We start from the raw sequence: 22,057 nt of genomic DNA, 5'->3' as shown, positions 1-22,057 counted from the left end.
GGCCGACCGCCCCGCGCGGCCGGGCCGACCGGGCCGCGCGGGTGGACGGGGCGCCAGGGGCGTCCGGCGCATCAGCGGCGGTCCGGGGCGGGGAGGAAGCCGGTGCCGGTGAAGTAGCGCAGGTAGCGGGTCAGCACCTGGTCGGTCAGCGGGACGGGGTGCACGCCCAGTGCGGCGGTGGCGGTGGCGGTGCGGCGGGAGTCGAAGTGCCGGGGGGCGGCCGGGGCGGCGGCGGGGGCGTCCTCGCCGAGGAAGAGTTGCGCCGCGTTGTGGGGCTGGGCGGCGACGGCGGCGCGCCACTGTTCGGCGGGCAGGGTGCGCAGCGGGTGGCCGAGGGTCCGGGCGGTGGCGAACACCCGGTCCAGGCCGGGCGGTTCGGGGTGGGTGTGGTGGAAGACTCCGCCGCTGCCCGGTCCGTCGCTGTCCGTCCCCTGGAGGCAGAGCGCGACGATCGCGGCACTGACCTGGTCGACGGGCACCCACTCGGTGGAGCCCGGCGGCAGGTCGGGGACGGCCCCGGCCTGCAGGCAGCCCTTGATCAGCTGCCAGAGCAGGTCGTGCTCCTGGCAGGCCCCGGTCGCGGCGTCGCCGCTGATCCGGCCCGGCCGGTGCACGGTGACGGGCAGGCCGCGGTCGCGGGCGGCCGCGACCAGCTGCTCGGCCGCCCACTTGCTCTGCGCGTAGCCGTCGGGCAGCCGGTCGGGGGCGCCGGTGGGGGTGTCCTCGGTGACGGTGGCCGGGCCGTCGCCGGGGGCGTGCACGCCCGTGGTGGAGACGTGGTGCAGGCCGGAGGAGCCGGAGTCGGCGAGCAGGCGCAGCAGCTCGGCCGTCCCGGCCACGTTCGGGGCCCGCAGCTCGGGGTAGCCGGCCGCGAAGTGCACCCGGGCCCCGTTGTGCAGGACGGGGCCGAGCCGCCGCAGCAGGGCGGCCCGGGTCTCCGGGGCGAGGCCGAGGCCGGGGGCGGCCAGGTCGCCGACGACGGGGCGGACCAGCGCCCGGTAGCGCTCCTGCCAGAGGCCGTAGTGGCGCAGGTTCTGCTCCAGCCGCCGGGCGCCGTCGGCTTCGTCGGCGGCCCGGACCAGGCAGTCGACGGGGCCGCCGGTGGTCTCCAGCAGGTCGCGCAGCAGGAAGGCACCGAGGAAGCCGGAGGCACCGGTGAGCAGCGGACGGGCGGCGGGGGCGGCGGGACGGCGTTCCCGCCCGGCGGCGGTGATCCCCGGCGCGAGCCGGGTCTCGGCCGCCCAGTCCACCGAACTGCCCGCCGTCCGTTCCTCGACCGGGTCGCCGTCGCCGAGCAGCCGGGCCACGCCCTCCACCGTCGGGGCGGCGAACAGGGAGCGCAGCGGCAGCCGCCGGCCGAAGCGCTGCTCGATCCGCTGGGCGAGGGTGACGGCGAGCAGCGAGTGGCCGCCGGCGGCGAAGAAGTCGTCGGTGGCGCTGATCGCGGGCCGGCCGAGGACGTCCGCGAACAGCTCGCACAGGGCGCGTTCGCGGGCGGTGCGCGGGGCGCGCCCGGTGCTGCGGGGGTCGGCGGGGGCGGGCAGCGCGCGGCGGTCGGTCTTGCCGTTGGGGGTGAGCGGCAGCGCGGGCAGCCGGACGTGCGCGGCGGGCACCAGGTGCTCGGGCAGCACCTCGGCGAGCAGTTCCCGGACCCGGGGGCCGTCCGGCGCGGCACGGCCCGCCGGGCCCTCGGCGGCGACGGTGTAGGCGACCAGGCGGCGTTCGCCGGGCCGGTCCTCGCGCTCGACCACGCAGGCGGCGGCGATGCCGGGCAGCGCGGTGAGCGCGGCCTCGATCTCGCCGGGCTCGATCCGGAAGCCGCGCAGCTTGACCTGCTCGTCGACCCGTCCGGCGTACTCCAGTTGGCCGTCGCGGTTCCACCGGGCCAGGTCGCCGGTGCGGTACATCCGGCCGCCGACCGGGTCGGCGGGGTCGGCGACGAACCGGGTCGCGGTCAGGCCGGGGCGGCCCAGGTAGCCGCGGGCCAGGCCGTCGCCGGAGACGTACAGCTCGCCGACCACGCCCGGCGGGACGGGGGTCAGCCGGTGGTCGAGGACCTGGACCCGGGTGCCGTCGACGGGGACCCCGATCGGGACGGTGCGGTCGGGGGCGAGCGGGCCGTCCGGGTGCTGGAAGCCGCTCATGGTGGCGCACACCGTGGTCTCGGTCGGCCCGTAGGCGTTGACCAGGTGCCGGCCGGACGACCAGGCGCGGGCCAGCGTGGGTGGGCAGGCCTCACCGGCCAGCACCAGGGTGGTGCCGGCGGGCAGCGAGTCGGGCGGCAGTACGGCCAGGGCGGCCGGCGGGACCGTCAGGTGGGTCAGGCCGTGGTCGCGGACCCGTTCGGCCAGGGCCGGGCCGGGCAGCAGGGCCTCCCGGGCGTCGAGCTCCAGGCAGGCCCCGGCGAGCAGGGCCATGCACAGCTCCCAGAACGCGGCGTCGAAACTGACCGAGGCCAGTTGCAGCACCCGGCTGTCCGGGGTGACCCGCAGGCGCTCGCGCTGGGTGGCGGCCAGCGCGGCGACGCCCCGGTGGGTGACCACGACGCCCTTGGGGCGGCCGGTCGACCCGGAGGTGTGGATCACGTACGCGGGGTGCGCCGGGTCCACCGCCGGGAGCGGACCGGTCGGGAGCGGACCGGTCGCGCCACCACCGGCCGGGGACTCGGCCGGGTACAGGTGCGGGACGTCGGTCGGCGGCAGCTTCCGGTGCAGTGCGGGTGTGGTGAGCAGCAGCCGGGGCGCGCCGTCGGCGAGCAGGTGGGCCAGCCGGGCGGCCGGGTAGTCGGGGTCGAGCGGCTGGAAGGCGGCCCCGGCCTTCAGCACGGCGAGCAGCGCGACGGGCAGGCCGGCGTCCCGGGGCAGGGCGACCGCGACCCGGTCCTCCGGACCGATCCCGAGGGCGGCGATCCGCCGGGCCAACCCGTCGGACAGCACGGAGAGTTGACGGTACGTCAGGAATCCCTGCGGGTCGCGGACGGCGGGGGCGTCGGGGGTGCGGTCGACCTGCCGGGCGAACAGCTCGGGGAAGGAGGCGGGCGCCGCGCCGCGCGGGCCGGTGCCCTGCCGGGCGAGACGGTCGAACTCGGCGGCGTCCAGCACCTGGTAGGCGTGCAGCGGCAGGCCGGGGTCGGCGGTGACGGCGCCCAGCAGCCGCACCAGCCGGTCGGCGAGGGTGCGCACGGTGTCGGCGTCGAACAGCGCGCTCGCGTAGTCGACCGTCCCCGCCAGGGCGCCGGTGCCGGGTTCCTGGGCGAAGCCGAAGGACAGGTCGAACTTGCTGGCGCCGAGGTCGACGGGCAGCGGGTGCGCGGTGACGCCGGGCAGCTCGACGGGCCCGGCCGGGGCGTGGTTCTGCAGCACCAGCATGGTCTGGAACAGCGGGTGGTGCTGGGCCCGGACGGGGTTGAGCAGCTCCACCAGCCGCTCGAACGGGACGTCCTGGTTGGCGTACGCGGCGAGGTCGAACTCGCGGACCCGGTCCAGCAGTTGGCGGAAGGTCGGGTCGCCGGACAGGTCGGTGCGCAGCAGCAGGGTGTTGACGAAGAAGCCGACCAGGTCGGCGGTGGCCCGGTCGGTGCGCCCGGCGACGGCGGTGCCGATCGGGACGTCCTCGCCCGCGCCGTGCCGGGACAGCAGCAGGGCCAGTGCGGCCTGCAGCACCATGAAGACGCTGCACCGGCTACTGCGGGCCAGCTCCTCGATCCGGCGGGCGGTGGCGGCGTCCACGGTGAAGTGGTGGGTGGCACCCTCGTGCCGGTCGACGGCCGGGTCGTGGCGGTCCCGGGGCAGCTCGACCCGCTCCGGCAGTCCGGCCAGTGCCTCGCGCCAGAAGGCGAGTTGACGGTGCGTCAGGCTGTCGGGGTCGTGCTCGTCGCCGAGCAGCTCGCGCTGCCACAGCGTGTAGTCGGCGTAGTCGACGGGCGGCGGCCCCCAGGCGGGGGCGGCCCCGGCCAGCCGGGCCCGGTAGGCGGTGCCGAGGTCGCGCACCAGCGGGGCCAGCGAGGAGCCGTCGGCGGCGATGTGGTGCAGCACCAGCACCAGCACGTGGCTGCGCGGCGCGGTCCGCAACAGGGCGGCCCGCACCGGGAGTTCCTGCTCGACGTCGATCGGTGCGGCGATCACGGCGGCGATCCGGTCCGCGCACTTGGCGGCCTCGACGGGCTCGGGGGCGAGCGGCAGCCGCACCTCCCCGGGGGTGAGCACCTGCTGCACGGGGCCGTCCGCGCGGGCCGGGAAGACGGTGCGCAGCGCGGCGTGCCGGCCCAGCGTGTCGTGCAGGGCCAGCCGCAGCGCCTCCGGGTCCAACTCCCCGTCCAGGCGCACCGCGAACGGGATGTGGTAGGTCGCCGAGGGCCCGTCCAGGCGGTGCAGGAACCACAGGCGCTGCTGGGCGGGGGAGAGCGGCAGTGCGGCGGGCCGGGGCCGGGTGGTCAGCGCGGGCCGGGCGGGGCGGCCCGCGCCGTCCAGGGCGGCGGCGAACGCGGCCACCGTGGGGTGCTCGAACAGGGTGCGGATCTCCGCCTCGGTGTCCAGCGCGGCCCGGACCCGGCCGACCAGCAGCGTGGCGAGCAGCGAATTGCCGCCCAGCGCGAAGAAGTTGTCCTCGGCGCCGACCCGCTCCCGGCCCAGCGTGTCGGCGAACAGCCCGGCCAGGATCTCCTCCCGGGCCCCGTGCGGGGCGCGCCCGGCAGCGGTGGCGGTCGGGGCGGTGGGCGCGGGCAGCGCGGCCCGGTCGAGCTTGCCGTTGGCGGTCAGCGGCAGCGCGTCCAGCAGCTGCACGGTGGCGGGCACCAGGTGCGCGGGCAGCCGCCCGGCCAGGTGGGCCAGCAGCTCGGCCGGGGTGACGGACGCACCGGCGGAGGCATCGGCGGACGCACCGGTGGAGGCGCCGGCGGTGTCGTCGGCGGGCACCGCGTAGGCGGCCAGCGCGGGCCCGCCCGGCGCGTCGGCGCGCACCAGCACGCAGGCGGCCCGCACCGCCGGGTGGGCGCGCAGCACGGCCTCGATCTCGCCGGGCTCGATCCGGTGGCCGCGCAGCTTGACCTGCTGGTCGGCCCGGGCGACGTAGCTGACCCGCCCGTCCGGGGCGCGGCGCACCAGGTCGCCGGTGCGGTACATCCGGGAGCCGTCGCCCGCGAACGGGTCGGCGACGAACCGGACGGCCGTCAGGTCGGGCTGCCCCAGGTAGCCGCGGGCCACGCCCGGGCCGGCCAGGTACAGTTCGCCCTCCGCGCTGTCCGGGACGGGCCGCAGCGCGCCGTCCAGCACGTGGGCGCGCACCCCGTCCAGCGGGCGGCCGATCGGCGGGACGCCGTCCGGGGCCCCCGCGGCGGGCACCGGGTGCAGCAGGGCGAAGGTGGTGGCCTCGGTCGGCCCGTACGCGTTCAGCACCCGGGTGCCGGGGTGGTCGGCCGCCAGGCGCTGCAGCACGCCCGGCGCGGCGGCCTCGCCGCCCGCGGCGGCCAGGGCGAGCAGGCCGAGCGCGCCCGGGTCGGTCTCGGCGAACACGTTGAACAGCGCGGTGGTGAGGAACGCCGCCCGCACCCCGTCCCGTTCCACGGCGGCCCGCAGCGCCGCCGGTTGCAGCGCCCCCTCGGGGGCGACCACCACCCGGCCGCCGCGCAGCAGCGGCACCCACAGTTCGAAGGTCGCGGCGTCGAAGACGTACGCGGAGTGCAGCAGCACCGCCTCGGCCGGGCCGCCGTCCCAGGTCCGGTCGGCGGCCAGTGCCGCCACGTCGCCGTGGGTGACGCCGACGCCCTTGGGGCGGCCGGTGGAGCCGGAGGTGAACATCACGTAGGCGAGCCGGTCGCCGCCCGCCGGGGCGGGCAGCGGGCCCGGCGCGGCGGGGGCGCCGGCCAGCACCCGGCCCGCGCCGTCCACCGTCACCACCCGGGCCGCCGCCCCCAGCGCGCGCACCCACGGGTGATCGGCGTGCGCGGCGTCGACCACCAGCAGGCGCGGCGCGGCCGCCGCCGCGACCGCGGCCAGCCGCTCGGCGGGCCAGCGCGGGTCCAGCGGCACGTACGCCCCGCCCGCCCGCAGCACCGCCAGCGGCGCCGCCACCTGCGCGGCCGAGCGCCCCAGCAGCAGGCCGACGCCCTCCTCCGGGGCCAGGCCGTGCCCGGCCAGGGCGGTGGCCAACCCGTCCGAAATATCGATGAGTTGACGGTAGGTCAGGTGCTCCCCGACGCCGAAGCCGGTGCCCGCGACCGCGACCGCGATCGCGTCCGGCCGTTCGGCGGCCCGCCGGGCCACCTCCGCCGCCAGGTCGGCGCCCCGGACGGCGGCCGGGAGCGGCCCGCCCGCGCCCGCCGCCAGCAGCGCGTCCCGCTCGCCGTCCAGCAGCACGTCCACGGTGTCGGCGCGGGCGTCCAGGCCGTCGGCCAGCGCCAGCAGCAGCGCCCGCATCCGGGCGGCGATCCGCTCCGCCCGGGGGCCGTCCAGGACGCTCGGGCGGTGGGCGAAGGTCAGCCGCAGCCCGGCGCCCGGCGCGACCGTCAGGGTCAGCGGGTAGTGCGCGGCGTCCACGCCCTCGACGCCGGTGACGGCCAGGCCGGGCAGCGCCCGCCCGGCGGCGGCCAGCCCGTCCCGGTCCAGCGGGTAGTTCTCGAACACCGCCAGGGTGTCGAACAGGGTGTCCAGGCCGGCGGCGGCGCCGATCGCGGCCAGGCCGACGTGCTGGCTGCCCAGCAGCCGGGCCTGCTCGTCCTGGAGGCGGGCGAACAGCTCGGACAGCCGCTCGCCGGGGCGCAGCGCGACCCGGACCGGCACCGTGTTGATGAACAGGCCGATCATCGTCTCCACCCCGGGCAGCTCCGGCGGCCGCCCCGAGACGGTGGTGCCGAACAGCACGTCGGAGCGGCCGGTCAGCCGGGCCAGCAGCAGGCCCCAGGCGCCCTGCACCACCGTGTTCAGGGTCAGCCCGTGCGCCCGGGCGGCGGCCCGCAGCCGCTCCGTGACGGCCGGGTCCAGCTCCACCAGCACGCTCCCCGGCAGCTCCCCGGCGTGCGCGTCCGCCGCCGCCGGGCCCGCCAGCAGCGTCGGCCCCGCCACCCCCGCCAGGGCGGTCCGCCAGGCGTCCAGCGCCGCCTCCCGGTCCTGCCCGGCCAGCCAGGCCAGGTAGGAGCGGTACGGGGCGACCCGGGGCAGCGCCGCGTCGTCGCCGTACGCCGCGTACAGCGCGAACAGCTCGCGCAGCAGCAGCGGCACCGACCAGCCGTCCAGCAGCAGGTGGTGACTGGTCATCACCAGCCGGTGCCGCCCCGGGCCGGTGCGCAGCAGGGCGAAGCGGATCAGCGGCGGCCGGTCCAGCGCGAAGCGCCGCACCCGGTCCTCGGCCAGGAACGCCGCCACGGCCGCCGGGTCGCCCGTCAGGTCCAGCTCCTCCAGCGGCACCGGCACCTCCGCCGCCACCGCCTGCACGGGCTGGTCCAGGTCCTCGTGCAGGAACCCGGCCCGCAGGTTGGCGTGGCGGCGCAGCAGCGCCCCCACGGCCGCCCGCAGCGCCGCCGGGTCGACGGCGCCCTCCAGCGCCAGCACGAACTGCGCGGTGTACACGTCCACCGCCGCCGAGTCGTACAGGGCGTGGAACAGCATGCCCTCCTGAAGCGGCGTCAGCGGAAGTACGTCCTCCAGCCGGAACCCGGTCATGCGCGTCCACCCCACTTGTTCTGCAGTCGGTCGAGTTGGGCCTGGTCCAGCCGGACCAGGGGGAGGTCGGACGGCGTCCAGCCGCCCGCGTCGGGCTGCTCGGCGTGCGCGGCCACCGCCCGCAGCGCCCGGTCGAAGCCCGCGGCGAGGGCGGCCACGTCCGCCTCGTCGAGCAGCTCCGCCACCCAGGTCCAGCGCACCACCAGCCGCGGCCCGGCCGGGCCGTCCTCGGTGTGCGCGTTGACGTCCAGCACGTGGTGCACCGGCATGCCCGGGTCCCGCGGGTCCGGGGCGCCGCCGTCCGGCAGCACCGCCCAGTCCGCCGGGTCCGCCACCGGGTCGGGCGCGGCGTACCGGCCCAGGTAGTTGAAGCCGAGCTGCGGCTCGGCGCCCGCCGCCAGCCGGGCCCCCGCCACCGGGTCCAGGCGGCGCAGCACGCCGTGGCCGACGCCGTGGTCCGGCACCGCTCGCAGCTGCTCCTTGACCCGCTTGACGGCGCGGTCCACCAGGCGGGCGTCGAACCGGTCCGGGTCGCGCGGGTCCAGCGGGCCCGGGTCGAGCAGCACCGGGTACAGGCTGGTGAACCAGCCGACGGTGCGGGACAGGTCCAGGTCCTCGGCCAGCTGCTCGCGGCCGTGGCTCTCCAGGTCGAGCAGCACGCCCTCGCCGGCGCCGCCGGGGCGCCGCTCCCGCCAGGCCCGCACCGCCAGCGCCAGCGCCGTCAGCAGCACGTCGTCCACCCCCGCGTGGAACGCGGCCGGGGCGGTGCTCAGCAGCGCCCCCACCGCCCCGCCCGCCGGGTGGGTGGTCAGGGTGCGGGTCCCGGCCGCGGTGTCCCGGGCCGGGTCCAGCGGGCGGCGGCCCAGCGGCGGGTCGACGGCCCGCCCGACCTCCTCCCAGCGCGGCAGCTCGCCCGCCCGGACGCCCTCGGCGGCCTGCGCCGCCAGCAGCCGCGCCCAGGCCCGGTACGAGGTGGTCGCGGGCGGCAGCTGCCCGCCCCGCCACACCGTCACCAGGTCCTCCAGCAGGATCCGCCAGGACACCGCGTCCACCGCCAGGTGGTGCACCAGCAGCAGCAGCCGGCCGGGCGCATCCGGCCCGGCGTCCGCCCACACCGCCCCGAGCAGCTCGCCGTGCGCGGGCCGCAGCCGGTCCCGGGCCCGCTCGCCCGCCGCGGCGAGGGCGGCGCGCAGCTCCGGCTCGCCGAGCCCCGCCGCGTCGATCCGCTCCAGCCGGGACGCCACCCGGACGGTGCCGCGCGGCAGCACCTCCAGGCCCGGGGCGCCCCCGGCGGTGCGGGTCACCCGCAGCCGCAGCGTGTCGTGCCGGTCCGTCAGCACCTGCAGCGCGGCCGCGATCCGCCCGGCGTCGGCGTCGGCGGGCGTGCGCAGCACCGCCGACTGGTGGTAGCCGTCGGTGGGGCCCGGCCGGTCCAGGAACCAGGCCGCGATCGGCGTCGGCGGCACCGTGCCCACACCGTCGTCCACCGGGACCGCCGCCCGGGCGCCCAGCTCCTCGGCGGCCAGCGCCAGCGCCGCCGGGGTCCGGTGCAGGAACACGTCGCGCGGGGTGATCCGCAGCCGGGCGTCCCGGGCCCGGCCGACCACCTGGATCGACAGGATGCTGTCGCCGCCCAGCGCGAAGAAGTCCTCGTCCGCGCCGACCCGGGGCAGCCGCAGCACCGCCGCGAACACCCCGCACAGCACCCGCTCGCGCTCGGTGCGCGGCTCCCCGCCGCACTCCGCGCGCGCCTCCGGCGGCGGCGGGGCGGGCAGCGCCCGCCGGTCGGTCTTGCCGCTCGGCAGCAGCGGTAGCGCCTCCAGCCGGACGAACACCGACGGCACCAGCGACGGCGGCAGCGCCGCCGCCAGCCGGGCCCGCAGCACCTCGTCCACCGGCACGTCCGGCCCCACCGGGTAGGCCACCAGGCGCCCGTCGCGCACCAGCACGCAGGCCGCGCCGACGCCGTCCACGGCGCACAGCGCCGCCTCCACCTCGCCGGGCTCGATCCGCACCCCGTGCAGCTTCACCTGGTCGTCGGCCCGGCCCAGGTAGCCGAACAGGCCGTCCGCGCCCAGCCGCACCAGGTCCCCGGTGCGGTACATCCGCGAGCCGTCGCCCGCGAACGGGTCCGCGACGAACCGGGCGGCCGTCAGGCCCGGGCGGCCCAGGTAGCCGCGGGCCAGGCCCTCGCCCGCCAGGTACAGCTCGCCCGCCACGCCCGCCGGGACCGGCTCCAGCGCCCCGTCCAGCACGTACGCCCGCAGGTTGTCCACCGGCCGGCCCAGCGGCACCCCGCCCGCGGTGTCCACCCCCGGCCGGTACCGGTGCGCGGTCGCGTCGATGGTCGCCTCGGTCGGCCCGTACAGGTTGTGCACCGCGACGCCCCACGCCCCGGCGACCCGCTCCGCCAGCGCCGCGCCCAGCGGCTCGCCGCCGCACAGCACCGCCCGCAGCGCCGCCGGCGGCTCCTCGCGCTCCGTCTCGCCGAGGACCAGCGCCAGCAGCGAGGGCACGAACTGGGCCACCGTCACGCCCCGCTCCCGCACCAGCGCCAGCAGCGCCACCGGGTCGTGCGCCACCGCCGGCGGCACCGGGCAGGTCGCGCCGCCGTGCAGCAGCGGCAGCCAGGTCTCCCACACCGAGGCGTCGAACCCCGGCGAGGTCCGGGCCAGCACCCGGTCCGCGTCCGTCAGTTCCAGGTGCTCGGCCAGCCACGCCATGTGGTTCACCAGCGCCGCGTGCGGCACCACCACCCCCTTCGGGCGGCCGGTCGACCCCGAGGTGTGGAGCACGTACGCGGCGTCCAGCGGACCGGGCGCCTGCGACCCGAACTCCGCCTCCGGGCCCGCCTCCGCCCCGTCCACCACCAGCACCGGCACCGGCAGCTCCGGCAGCCCGGGCCGGACCTCCGCCGACACCGCCAGCAGCACCGGCCGGGCGTCCCCGACCACCAGGCGCAGCCGCTCCGCCGGGTGCTCCGGGTCCAGCGGCAGCCAGGCCGCGCCCGCCTTCGCCACCGCCAGCACCGCCACCACCTGCAGCGCCGTGCCGGGCAGCGCCAGCGCCACCACGTCCCCGCGCCGCACGCCCCGCCCGGCCAGCCGCCGGGCCAGCGCGTCCGAGCGGGCGTCCAGCTCGGCGAAGGTCAGACCGCCCGCACCGTCCAGCACCGCGAGCGCGTCCGGGGTGCGGGCGCACTGCGCCCGGAACGCCCCCGGCACGGTCCGCTCCGGCACCGGACGCACCGCGCCCCGGCCCGCCGCCGCCAGCTCGGCCCGCTCCGCCGCCGTCAGCACCCGCACCGCGCCGATCCGCTGCCCCGGATCGGCGGCCAGCTGCCCCAGCAGCCGTACCAGCCGCTCCGCCAGCGCCCGTGCCGTGGCCGGCTCGAACAGGTCGGTGGCGAACTCCAGCGTCCCGTCCAGGCCCGCCGGGCGGCCCGCGCCGTCCCGCCGCTCGGTGAACGAGAAGGTCAGGTCGAACTTGCTGATCCCGGTCCGCACCGGCTGCTCCGCCACCCGCAGGCCCGGCAGCTCGACCGCCGCCCCCGCCTGGTTCTGCAGCACCAGCATGGTCTGGAACAGCGGGTGCCGGCTCTCGGTCCGCTCCGGCTCCAGCGCGTCCACCAGCCGCTCGAACGGCACGTCCTGGTGCGCGTACGCGGCCAGGTCGAACTCCCGTACCCGTTCCAGCAGTTGACGGAAGGTCGGGTCGCCCGACAGGTCGGTGCGCAGCACCAGCGTGTTGACGAAGAACCCGACCAGGTCGTCCAGCGCCTCGTCGGTGCGGCCCGCCACCGGCGTCCCCAGCGGGACGTCGTCGCCCGCGCCGTGCGCCCGCAGCAGCACCGCCAGCGCCGCCTGCAGCACCATGAACAGGCTGCTGCCGCTCGACCGGGCCAGCGCGTCCAGCGCCGCGTGCCCGGCCGGGTCCAGCGCGAACGGCAGCACGTCGCCCCGGTGCGTCGCCACGGCGGGCCGGGGCCGGTCCAGCGGCAGCGCCAGCACGTCCGGCAGGCCCTCCAGCGCCGAGCGCCAGAACGCCAGTTGCCGGGCCGCCGCGCCCGCCGGGTCGTCCTCGTCGCCGAGCAGCTCCCGCTGCCACAGCGTGTAGTCGGCGTACTGGACCGGCAGCTCGGCCCACCGGGGTGCGCCACCGGCCGCCCGGGCCCGGTACGCGGTGCCCAGGTCGCGGGCCAGCGGCGCCAGCGACCAGCCGTCCCCCGCGATGTGGTGCACCAGCAGCACCAGCACGTGCGCGTCCGGCCCCGTGCGCAGCAGCCGGGCCCGGACCGGCCGTTCGACGGCGATGTCGAAGGCGTGCCCGGTCTCCGCGGCCAGCACCGCGTCCAGCAGCTCCGGCGCCACCCCCCGGGGCGTCAGGTCCAGGTCGGCGCCCGCCGCGTCCAGCACCCGCTGGCTCGGCACGCCCCCGGCGTCGGGGAAGACGGTGCGCAGGCTCTCGTGCCGCTCCACCACGTCGGCCAGCGCCGCCGCCAGCGCCGCCCGGTCCAGCGGGCCGTCCAGGCGCAGCACCAGCGGCACGTTGTAGGTCGCGCTCGGGCCCTCGAAGCGGTGCAGGAACCACAGCCGCCGCTGGGCGGGCGACAGCGGCATCGGGTCGGGCCGGCGCGCGGCCCGCACCAGCTTGGCCCGGGCGCCGCCCGCGCCGTCCAGGACGGCCGCCAGCCGGGCCGGGGTCGGGTGCTCGAACACCGTCCGGACCTCGGTCTCCACGTCCAGGACGGCGCGCAGCCGGGCCGCCAGCCGGGTCGCCAGCAGCGAGTGCCCGCCGAGCGCGAAGAAGTCCTCGTCCGGGCCGACCGACGGGCGGCCCAGCAGCTCCGCGAAGATCCCGCAGACCACCTCCTCGCGGACGGTGCGCGGGGCCCGGCCCGGACCGACCGGGGCCGGGGCGGGTACGGGCAGCGCCGCCCGGTCGACCTTGCCGTTCGGGTTCAGCGGCAGCGCCGCCAACGGCACCACCGCGGCCGGCACCATGTAGCCGGGCAGCACCCGGCCCACCTCCCGGGCCAGCTCCGCCGGATCGACCGCCGCGCCCGCCGCCGGGACCACGTACGCCACCAGCCGCCGGTCGCCCGGGGCGTCCTCGCGGACCAGCGCGAAGGCGTCCGCGACCTCCGGACGGGCCGCCAGCACGCCCTCCACCTCGCCGAGTTCGATCCGGTAGCCGCGCAGCTTCACCTGCCCGTCCGCCCGGGCCACGTAGGCGACCTGCCCGTCCGGCGTCCAGCGCACCAGGTCGCCGGTGCGGTACATCCGCGAGCCGTCGCCCGCGAACGGGTCCGCGACGAACCGGGCGGCCGTCAGGCCCGGGCGGCCCAGGTAGCCGCGCGCCACGCCCTCGCCCGCCAGGTACAGCTCGCCCGTCACGCCCGGCGGCACCGGCCGCAGCGCCCCGTCCAGCACGTGCAGCCGCATGCCGTCCAGCGGCCGCCCGATCGGCGGCGGCCCCGCGGGCAGGTCCGCGGCCACCGCGTACCGGGTGGCGAAGGTGGTGGTCTCGGTCGGCCCGTACACGTGCAGCACCGCCGTGTCCGGCGCCGCCGCCGCGACCCGCTGCATCAGCTCCGGCGAGGCCAGCTCGCCGCCCGCGCACACCACCCGCAGCCCGGAGAACGCCCCCGGGTCGGTCTCCGCGACCACGTTGAACAGCGCCGTGGTCAGGAACACCGCCGTCACCCCGTGGTCGTGCACCGCCGTGTCCAGCGTCCGGGCCTCCAGCAGCCCGTCCGGCGCCACCACCACCCGGCCGCCGTTCAGCAGCGGCGCCCAGATCTCGAAGGTGCAGGCGTCGAAGACGTACGCCGAGTGCATCAGCACCGCGTCCACCGCCCCGTCCCGCCAGGCCGCGTCCCGGGCCAGCGCCACCACGTCCGCGTGCGACACGCCCACGCCCTTCGGCAGGCCCGTCGAGCCGGAGGTGAACATCACGTACGCCAGCGCCCGCGGCCCCGGCACCGCCGCCGGACGGGCCGTCCGCCCCGGCGCGCCGCGCCGCACCCGGCCCGAGCGGTCCAGCACCACCACCGGCAGCGCCGCCGCCCGGGCCGCCACCCAGGCCGAGCCCGCCGCCTCCTCGTCCACCAGCAGCAGGCGCGGCCGGGCCACCTCCGCGACCCGGTCCAGCCGCTCCACCGGCCAGCGCGCGTCCAGCGGCACGTAGGCCGCCGCCGCCCGCACCGCCGCCAGCGAGGCCGTCACCACGGCGGGGGAGCGGCCCAGCAGCACCCCCACCGCGTCCTCCGGGTCGACCCCGTGACCGGCCAGCACCGCCGCCAACTCGCCCGACAGCAGGTCGAGTTCGGCATACGAAAGGACGTCCGCGCCGTCCGTGACGGCGGGCGTGTCCGGGGTCCGGGCCGCCTGCCGGGCGAACAGCTCCGGCAGCACCGCCGCCGGCTCCGGCTCCAACGGCCGGGCCGCACCCCAGCGGGAGACCCGCAGGTGCTCCTCCGCGCTCAGCAGGTCGTGGCCCGACACCCGGGCGTCCGGGTCGGCCACCGCCAGCTCCAGCAGCCGCACCAGCCGGGCCGCGAACGCCTCCGCGGTGCCCCGGTCGAACAGCGCGGTCGCGTACTCCAGGCCCGCCACCAGCAGCGCCGACCCGTCCGGGCCGGTCTCCTCGGCGAACGAGAAGGTCAGGTCGAACTTGCTCAACCCGTTGTGCACCAGCCGCTGTTCCACGCCCAGCCCCGGCAGCTCCATCCGGGCCGCCGCCTGGTTCTGCAGTACCACCATGGTCTGGAACAGCGGGTGGTGGTCCCGGGCCCGGACCGGGTTCAGCTCCTCCACCAGCCGCTCGAACGGCACGTCCTGGTGGGCGAACGCCGCCAGGTCGAACTCCCGTACCCGGCCCAGCAGTTGACGGAAGCTCGGGTCGCCCGACAGGTCGGTGCGCAGCACCAGCGTGTTGACGAAGAACCCGACCAGGTCGTCCAGCGCCTCCTCGGTGCGGCCCGCCACCGGCGACCCCAGCGGGACGTCGTCCCCCGCCCCCAGCCGGTGCAGCAGCGCGGCGACCGCCGCCTGCAGCACCATGAACAGCGTGCTGCCCTCGGCCCGGGCCAGCGCCAGCAGCGCCCCGTGCAGCGTGGGCGGCAGCTCGAACTCCACCACCGCGCCGCGCAGGTCCGCCACCGCCGGCCGCGGCCGGTCCGCGGGCAGCTCCAGCAGTCCCGGCAGACCCGCCAACGCCTCCCGCCAGTACGCCAGTTGACGGGGCAACAGGGCGCCGTCCGGGCGCAGCAGCCGCTGCTGCCAGAGCGTGTAGTCGGCGTACTGCAGCGCCCCCGCCGCCACCGGCGCCGCCGCCCCCGCCAGCCGGGCCCGGTACGCCGCCGCCAGGTCCCGGGTCAGCGGGCCCAGCGACCAGCCGTCCGCCGCGATGTGGTGCAGCACCAGCACCAGCACGTGGTGCTCCGGCGCGGCCCGCAGCAGCCGGGCCCGCAGCGGCGGGTCGGTCAGCACGTCGAACGGCTCCCCGACGGCCGCCAGCACCGCCGCCTCCAGGTCCATCGGCGCGGTGCTCTCCACCGGCGGCCGCGGCGCGGCCTCCGCCGCCGCCAGCACCCGCTGGTACGGCACCCCGTCCCGCTCCGGGAAGACCGTGCGCAGCGCCTCGTGCCGCTCCACCACGTCCAGCAGCGCGCCGCGCAGCGCCTCCGCGTCCAGCTCCCCGCGCAACTCCAGCACCAGCGGCAGGTTGTAGGCCGAACCCGGCCCCTCCAGCCGGTTCAGGAACCACAGCCGCCCCTGCGCGGCCGACAGCGGCAGCAGCTCCGGCCGCTCCGCCCGCCCGGCCGCCAGCAGGGCCGGCCGGTCCGGGTCCGCCGCCTCCAGCACCCGGGCCAGCGCCGCCGCCGTCGGGTGGTCGAACAGGGTGCGCACCGCCAGGTCCGCGCCCAGCACGGACCGGACCCGGCCCACCACCCGCATCGCCAGCAGCGAGTGCCCGCCCAGGTCGAAGAAGCTCTCCCCGGCCCCCACCGCGGGCCGCCCCAGCACCTCGGCGAAGATCCCGGCCAGCAGCTCCGCCCGCAGCGAGTGCGGCCGCGCCGCGTCCCCCGCCGGGGCCTCGTCCGGCACCGGCAGCGCCCGCCGGTCCACCTTGCCGTTCGGCAGCAGCGGCAGCGCCGCCAGCAGCACCACCGCCTCCGGCACCAGGTGGTGCGGCAGCACCCCGGCCAGCGCGTCGCGCAGCGCGGCCGCCGACGTCCCGCCCGCCCCGGTCGCCCCGCTCCCGGCGGGGACGGCGTACGCCACCAGCCGGCGCCGCCCCGGCACGTCCTCCCGCACCAGCGCGCAGGAGGCCGCCACCCCCGGCAGCTCCAGCAGCGCGGCCGCCACCTCGCCCGGCTCGATCCGGAACCCGCGCAGCTTCACCTGGTCGTCGGCCCGGGCCACGTAGTGCAGCAGGCCGCCGCCCGTCCAGCGCACCAGGTCGCCGGTCCGGTACATCCGCGAGCCGTCCGCCGCGAACGGGTCCGCGACGAACCGCTCCGCCGTCCGGCCCGGCTGCCCCAGGTAGCCCCGGGCCAGGTTCGGTCCCGCCAGGTACAGCTCGCCCGGCACGCCCGCCGGGACGGGCCGCAGCGCCGCGTCCAGCACGTAGCCGCGCATCCCGTCCACCGGCCGCCCGATCGGCACCGACTCCCCGGCCGGGCCGGCGGGGTCGCCTGCGTCCACCCGGTGCGCGGTCGCGTCGATGGTCGCCTCGGTCGGCCCGTACAGGTTGTGCGGCACCGCCCGCCAGCGCTCCGCCACCGCCTGCGCCAGCGCCCGGGGCATCGGCTCGCCGCCGCACAGCACCGCCCGCAGCCCGGCCGGCGGCGCGCCCCCGTACCCGGCGCCGTCCTCGGCCAGCACCAGGGCCAGGTGCGAGGGCACGAACTGGGCCACCGTCACCTCGAACCGCCGCATCCAGGACAGCAGTTCGCGCGGCTCCCGGTTCGCCCCCGCCGGGGCGACGCACACCTGCGCACCCCGGGTCAGCGGCAGCCACACCTCCCACACCGAGGCGTCGAAACTGCTCGACGTCCGCGCCAGCACCCGGTCCCGCGCGGTCAGTTCGAGATGGTCGGCCAGCCACGCCATGTGGTTCGCCAACCCCAGGTGCGGCACCACCACTCCCTTCGGCCGCCCCGTCGACCCCGAGGTGTAGATCACGTACGCGGCGTCCAGCGGGCCCGGCGCCGCACCCGCGACCGCCACCCCCGCCTCCCGCGCCGCCTCCGCCTCTGCCAACGACAGCCGGGGCACCTCGCCCGTCGAAGGGTCCGCCGGAACGCCCGCGGGGAAGTCCGCCGGGACGCCCGCGCCGGTCAGCAGCAGCGCCGGACGGGCGTCCGCCAGCATCTGCGCCACCCGGGCCGCCGGGTACTCCGGGTCCACCGGCACGTACGCGGCCCCGGCCCGCAGCACCGCCAGCATCGCCACCACCGTCTCCACCGACGCCGGGACGGCCAGCGCCACCAGCGCGCCCCGTCCCACCCCGCGCCCGCGCAGCACCCCCGCCAGGGCGTCCGCCCGGGCGTCCAGCTCGGCGTACGTCAGCCCGCCGCGCCCGTCCCGCACCGCCGGGGCGTCCGGCGTCCGGGCCGCCCACCCGGCCACCGCCTCCGGCACCGTCCGCCTCGGCAGCGGCCGGTCCGCGCCGCGCCCCAGCTCCAGCAGCCGGGCCCGCTCCGCCGCGCCCAGCGGGTCGAAGGCGTCCACCCGCCGCTCCGGATCGGCCACCGCCTCGGCCAGCACCCGGACGAAGCGCTCGGCGAGCGCCCGGGCTGTCCCCGGGTCGAACAGGTCGGTCGCGTACTCCAGGTACCCGCCCAGGCCGGAACCCGCGGACCCGGCCGTTCCGGTCGTCTCGGTGAGCGAGAAGGTCAGGTCGAACTTGCTGGTCCCCGGGTGCGGGGAGACGTCCCGGACGGTGACGCCCGCCAGGTCGGGTTCGGCCTGCTGCTGGTTCTGCAGCACCAGCATGGTCTGGAACAGCGGGTGGTGACCGGCCGAGCGCTCCGGGTTGAGCGCCTCCACCAGCCGCTCGAACGGCAGGTCGGCGTGCGCGAACGCCGCCAGGTCGGCCGCCGCCACCCGGCGCAGCAGTGCCCGGAAGTCCGGGTTCCCGGACAGGTCGGCGCGCAGCACCACGGTGTTGACGAAGAAGCCGACCAGCTCCTCCAGCGCCTCGTCGGTGCGGCCCGCCAGCGCCGTCCCGATCGGCACGTCCTCGCCGGCGCCGTGCGCCCGCAGGGTCAGCGCCAGGGCCGCGTGCAGCACCATGAACGGCGTGCAGCCGCACTCCCGGGCCAGCCCGACCACCCCCGCCCAGACCTCGGCGGGCAGCTCGCACGGCACCGTCCCGCCCCGGTGGCTCGGCACGGCCGGCCGGGGCCGGTCCAGCGGCAGCGCCGACAGGTCCGGCGCACCGTCCAACTCGCTTCGCCAGAAAGCGAGCTGACGCGCCATCAAGCTCTCCGGGTCGTCCTCCGCGCCGAGCAGCGCGCGCTGCCACAGCGCGTAGTCGGCGTACTGGACCGGCAGGTCGGGCCACTCGGGTGCGCCGCCCGCCGTCCGGGCCCGGTACGCGGCGGCCAGGTCGCGGACCAGCGGGGCCAGCGACCAGCCGTCCGCCGCGACGTGGTGCAGCACCAGCACCAGCAGGTGCCGCTCCGGTTCCGTCCGCAACAGCGCGGCGCGCAGCGGCAGTTCGGCGGCCAGGTCGAACGGCGCGGCGACCGCCGCCCGCACCGCCGCCGCCCGCTCGTCCTCGGCCGGCGCCCCGCGCTCGAACCGCAGCAGCCCGGCCGCCTCCTCGGCGCCCAGGACCATCTGCTCGGGTATGCCGTCCCGCTCGACCAGCAGCGTCCGCAGGCTCTCGTGCCGGGCCACCACGTCGCCGAGCGCCGCGCGCAGCGCCCCCGGGTCCAGCGGCCCGGCCAGCTCCAGGACCAGCGGCACGTTGTAGGCGTCGGCGGCCTCCCCGGACCGGTTCAGGAACCACAGCCGCTGCTGCGCGAAGGACAGCGACACCGGGTCCGGCCGCCGGGCCGGGACCAGCGCGGGCCGCCCCGGACCGGCCGGGCCGAGGGCGGGGGTCAGCGCGGCGGCCAGCTCGGCGACCGTCGGACGGTCGAACACCTCGCGCAGCGTCGGCTCCGCGCCCGTGGTCGCCCGGATCCGGGCGACCAGCCGGGTGGCGAGCAGCGAATGGCCGCCCAGCGCGAAGAAGTCGTCCTCGACGCCGACCGACGGCAGCCCCAGCACCTCCGCGAACAGCTCCGCCAGCAACTCCTCCTGCGGGGTGCGCGGCGCCACGGCCCCGCCGCCCGCGAGCTGCGGGGCGGGCAGCGCCCGCCGGTCGAGCTTGCCGTTCGCGTTCAGCGGCAGCGCGTCCAGCAGCACGAACGCGGCCGGCACCAGGTACCCGGGCAGCACCCGCCCGAGCGCCCGGGCCAGCCCCGCGCCGTCCCACCGCGCCCCCGGCTCCGGCACCGCGTAGCCGACCAGCCGCGGGTTGCCGGGCACGTCCTCGCGCACCAGCACCCGGGCGTCCCGGACGCCGTCCAGCGCCAGCAGGGCGTTCTCGATCTCGGCGGGCTCGATCCGGAACCCGCGCAGCTTGACCTGCCCGTCGGCCCGCCCCACGTACTCGACCTCGCCGTCGGCCGTCCAGCGGGCCAGGTCGCCGGTCCGGTACATCCGGGAGCCGTCCGCCGCGAACGGGTCGGCCAGGAAGCGGACCGCCGTCAGCTCCGGCCGGCCCAGGTAGCCGCGCGCCACCCCCGCCCCGCCCACGTACAGCTCGCCGACCACCCCGGCCGGGACCGGGCGCAGCGCCCCGTCCAGCAGGTACAGGCGCACGCCGTCCAGCGCGCGGCCGATCGGCGGCACGCCCGGCGGCTCGGGCCGCACCGCGTACCGGGTGGCGAAGGTGGTGGTCTCGGTCGGGCCGTACACGTGCAGCACGGCGGTGTCCGGCGCGGCCGCGGCGATCCGCTGCATCAGCTCGGGCGAGGCGGCCTCGCCGCCCGCCGCCACCAGCCGCAGCCCGGCGAACGCCGCCGGATCGGTGCGGGCGATCTCGTTGCACAGCGCCGTGGTCAGGAACACCGCGCTCGCGCCGTCCCGCTCCACCGCCCGCGCCAGCGCCCGGGCGTCCAGGACGCCGGGCGGCGCGACCAGCACCCGGCCGCCGCGCAGCAGCGGCGCCCAGATCTCGAAGGTCGACGCGTCGAAGACGTACGCCGAGTGCATCAGCACCGCGTCCACCGCCCCGCCGTCCCAGGCCGCGTCGGCGGCCAGCGCCAGCACGTCCGCGTGCGTGACGCCGACGGCCTTCGGCAGGCCGGTCGAGCCGGAGGTGAAGACGGTGTACGCCAGCCGGGCCCCGTCGATCCGCGCGGGCAGCGGGCCCGGGCGCTCGGGGGCGCCGCGCAGCACCGCGCCCAGCCGGTCCACCACCAGCACCGGCAGCCGCCCGGCCGCCGCCCGCACCCAGGACGTGTCGGCCGCCGCCCCGTCCACCACCAGGGCCCGGACCCGGCCCGCCCCGGCCACCCGGTCCAGCCGCTCGGCCGGCCAGGCCGGGTCCATCGGCACGTACCCGCCGCCGGCCGTCACCGCCGCCAGCGAGGCCGCGACCACGGCCGCCGAACGGTCCAGCAGCACGCCGACGCCGTCCTCCGGCCGCAGCCCCCACCCCGTCAGGGCGCCGGCCAGCGCCGCCGCCGTCCGGCCCAACTCCCGGTAGGACAGCACCGCTGCGCCGTCCAGCACGGCGGGCGCGTCCGGCGCGGCGGCGGCCCGGGCCGCGAACGCCGCGGGCAGGCCGTCGTCCGTCACCCCGGTGGGCAGCGCCGCGCCGCGTCCGCGCGCCAGCAGCGTCTCGGCGGCCGCCCCGTCGAGGAGCGGCAGGGCGCGCAGGGGAGTGCCGGGGTCGGCGGCGGCGAAGGCGGCGAGGAAGCCGAGCACCGCCTCCTGGTGCAGCCGGACGTCCTCGGGCCGGTACCGCTCCGGGTCGGCGTCGAAGCCGATCAGCGGCCCCGTGCCCTCGGCGCGCTCCGCGACCCAGAGCGAGACGTCGTCCGCCGGGCCGACCGACAGCACCCGCGAGGTGACCGGGCTGCCGGCCAGGTCGAGGCCGTACTCGTAACCCATGACGTTCACCACCAGGTCGGTCGGCAGCGGCGTCCCGCCGTCCGCGCCCAGCTCCCGGGCCAGCTGCTCGCGCGGGAAGCGCCGGTGCCGCAGGGCGCCGCGCATCTCGCCCGCGACGCCGCGCACCAGCTCCGCGACCGAGCCGTCCGGCGGCACCGCCAGCCGCAGCGGCAGCACGGTGGCGGTCATGCCGACCGCCCGCTGCAGCCGGCCCGGCCGACCGTGCGAGGCCAGGCCGATGCCGACCTCCCGCCGCCCGGTGACCCGGCCGGTGTACGCGGCCAGCGCCGCGACCAGCACGGCGCTCCAGGTGGTGCGGTTCGCGGCGGCCAGCCGCCGCAGGCCGTCCAGCACCGGCAGTGGCAGGGTCTCGCCGGTGTGCAGGGCGGTCGGCGCGGCGGTCCGGGGCGCGGCGGTCCGGTCGGGCCGGTCGGTGCGTCTGCGCAGCAGCGGGAAGCCCTCGTCGCCGCCGCCGTCCCCGGCGGCCGCGGCCCGCTCCGTCCAGTACGCCAGGTCCGCGGCGTGGCCCGGGGAGGCGCGGTGCGCGGCCTCGTCGGCCACCAGCGCGGCCAGCGAGCCGTCCGGCAGCTCGGCCCGGGCGAGGTCCTCGCCCGCCGCCACCCGGTTGTACAGCTCCGCCACCGTCCGGGTCACCAGGGTGCCGCTGAGGCCGTCCAGCGCGATGTGGTGGTACCGGATGTACCAGAGGTGCAGCTCCGGGCCGAGCCGCAGCAGCGCGTAGTGGTGCGTCGGCGCCGTCAACCGGTCGACGGCGGCCATGTCCGCCGCCATGTACCGCTCCGCCTCCGCCGCCGGGTCCGCCGCCCCCGTGAGGTCGATCCGGCGCAGCCGGTCCGTCCGCCCGGGCCGCCGGACGACGCGCTGCCGGGGACGCCCGTCGACCGTGCTGAACTCGGTGTTCAGGCTGTCGAAGTGGTCGGCCACCCGGTCCACGACCGCGGCGAACAATTCCTCGTCGAGGCCGCCGCGGATCTCCAGGCATTCCCCGATGTTGTACTTCGCGCTGTCCGGATCGAGCAATTGCCCGTACCAGACGCCTTCCTGCGCGGCCGTCAGTTCGAGGAGTTCGGTGGCGGTTTCTTCGGGACGGACGGAACGGTTTTCAGGCATGCCGACGACACCTTCGGTGAGGTTTTCCTGCGTGACGTGGGGAGATTCCGGCCCCCGGCCCGGCCCCCGGCCCGGCCGCGGGGCCGACCC

At 78.4% G+C, this 22,057-nt stretch carries 2 protein-coding genes; both read right to left on the bottom strand.

Translation table 11 applies throughout. From position 1 onward, the window contains the following. Positions 1-71: 71 nt before the first annotated feature. Positions 72-7,655, bottom strand: a complete 7,584-nt coding sequence (locus ACIOHG_RS11685; protein ID WP_400948445.1) for an amino acid adenylation domain-containing protein — start codon at positions 7,653-7,655, stop codon at positions 72-74. Beyond that, positions 7,652-21,967 (bottom strand): amino acid adenylation domain-containing protein, encoded by a 14,316-nt coding sequence (locus ACIOHG_RS11680; RefSeq protein ID WP_400948443.1) that lies wholly within the window; start codon positions 21,965-21,967, stop codon positions 7,652-7,654. The genes ACIOHG_RS11685 and ACIOHG_RS11680 overlap by 4 nt, the downstream gene beginning before the upstream one ends. Positions 21,968-22,057: the final 90 nt, after the last annotated feature.

The sequence above is a fragment of the Kitasatospora sp. NPDC088134 genome, from assembly GCF_044741705.1.
In the GTDB taxonomy this organism is placed as follows: domain Bacteria; phylum Actinomycetota; class Actinomycetes; order Streptomycetales; family Streptomycetaceae; genus Kitasatospora.
This window is presented reverse-complemented; position numbering and strand designations above follow the sequence as displayed.